Origin of the sequence: Corallococcus sp. CA053C (assembly GCF_003611675.1) — a bacterium.
GTDB lineage: Bacteria > Myxococcota > Myxococcia > Myxococcales > Myxococcaceae > Corallococcus.
On the sequence record NZ_RAWA01000736.1, the window covers coordinates 1 to 1,918 of the forward strand.

The 1,918-nt window shown below is 74.2% G+C and carries 1 protein-coding gene; it reads right to left on the reverse strand.

The window, feature by feature from the left end; all coding sequences use genetic code 11:
- A partial coding sequence (locus D7V97_RS42700; protein ID WP_199729210.1) for a polyketide synthase dehydratase domain-containing protein occupies nucleotides 1-1,918 on the reverse strand: 1,918 nt, incomplete at both ends.

Below are 1,918 nucleotides of genomic sequence, written 5' to 3' on the forward strand. Positions count from 1 at the left end.
AGACAGTTCTCGTGGAGGGCCTTCTCGAGTGCCTCCACCCGCTCCGCGCTCAGCAACTGCACCCGGTGTCCCCGGGCCTCGGCGACCAGGTGGTCCGCGCCGTCGAAGAGCCGGAAGTGGCCGGTGATGCGCCCGCTCGCGTCGGGAGGCTCCGGGAAGGCGATGTGGCACCGGAGCGTGTCATCCCCGGGGGCGCGATGGAGCTGGAAGGACTCCCAGCCCACCACCATGAAGCGCATGCGGCCCTGGAGGTAGGGGGCCCCCGCCACAGCGAAGAGCTGGGCGCATGCGTCGAGCACTCCCGGATGGAAGCCCAGGCCCTGGGAGGGCGCGTCCACGGGGGGCTGCCGACGGAAACGGGCCACGGCCTCGCCGTCGCGGAAGCGCACCTCCTCCACCCACTTCACGCTCTCACCCAGGTCGAAGGTCAGCTCGGCGAGCCGTTGGTGGAAGGTGGTGCCGTCCCAGTGGGTGCCCCCTTCCAGGCGGGGGGGCGCGCAGGGCGCTTCCAGGGCGGGCGCCGCCGGCTCCAGCACCGCCTGGGCGTGGAGCGTCCAGGCGGTGTCCTGGCGCTGGAGCGTGCGGCCGTGGAGCTGGAGCTTCGCGCGGTCCCCCTCGAGTGGTTCGACCACGAGGCGCACCTCGCGCTCCTCGTCGGGCTCCAGGTGCAGCGCGACCAGGTAGCGCACGTCCCGCAGCACGAACGACGAGAGGCCCAGGTGCTGGCGCACGGCCCGGGTCAACAGCTCCTGGGAGTGGCCGACATGGGCGATGCCATGGTTGTCGGCCAGGTCCGGCAGGCGCGCGTGGCTGAGCCGGTAGGAGAACTCGCGCTCGCGGCGCGGTGAGTGCAACGGCGTGCCGTCGAACACGTGCGTGCGGGGCGCGTCCGGCTCCGAGCGGGGGGGCGCCTCGGCCAGGGCCCGCAGCCAGTAGGGCTTGCGCTGGAACGGATAGGTGGGCAGCGCGTGCTCCGGACGGAGCAGCCCTTGCGTGAACGGGCGTCGCGCCGGCGCGAGTCCCCGCGTGTAGAGGCGTGACACGCATCCGAGCAGGGTCCGCCAGGGCGCGTGCTCCGCGGTGGCGGCGAGCCAGGGGGCCCCCAGGTCGCCCAGGGCCACGAGCACCCGGCGCTCCGGTACGTCCAACCCCTTGAGCGCGTCGTCCCACGCGCCCGTCGCATCGCCGGGCGCCGCCCACGTGTCGGAGCGCGTGGCCGTCCGTGCGTCGATGAGCGCCTCCGCCCGCGTGTGCAACAGGCGCAGGCGCGGCGCGCTCAGCCGTCCCGGTTCCACGGTGAAGGGGCCCAGCAGGCCCAGGTCGCGCAGCAGGCAGCGCAGCGCGTCCCGGAGCTCCAGGACCCCGGCCTCGCACGCCGCCAGATAGAGGCCCCGTCCATCCGCCAGCAGCGCGTCAGGGGTGTATCCCCAGTGCCCCATGAGCTTGAGCAGGGCGTACCGGGCGCGGAAGGCGGTGAGCTCCCGCGACTCCAACGCCCGCGCGTCCCCGCCCAACAATTGCGCGGCCACGGCGCCACATGCGTCATAGGCCGCCGCGAAGACAGGCTCCAGCGGGTACACCTCCGCCACGGTGGCGGAGAGGTCCCCTGCGTGGGGAATGGCGATCGCGAGACGGGGAAGGGCGCCCTGCTCGACGATGCCGCGAAGAAGGCCCTCGGCTTCACCGCCCTCGGCGAGTGCCAGGAGCCCGGCGGACAGCCCCGAGCCCTCCGCCGCCACCACCGCGGCGCGGTGTTCCAGGTGGCTGCGCGACGACACCGCGGCCGCGCACGCCGCGGCGCGAAGGTGCTCCGGTGCTTCGGCCAGGTGCTCCCGCCAGGAGCGGGCCAGGGCTCGCAGCGCGGTGTCGTCCCGGGCCGAGAGTGGGAGGAAGTGCACGGGCCGCTGACGCGAAGGGG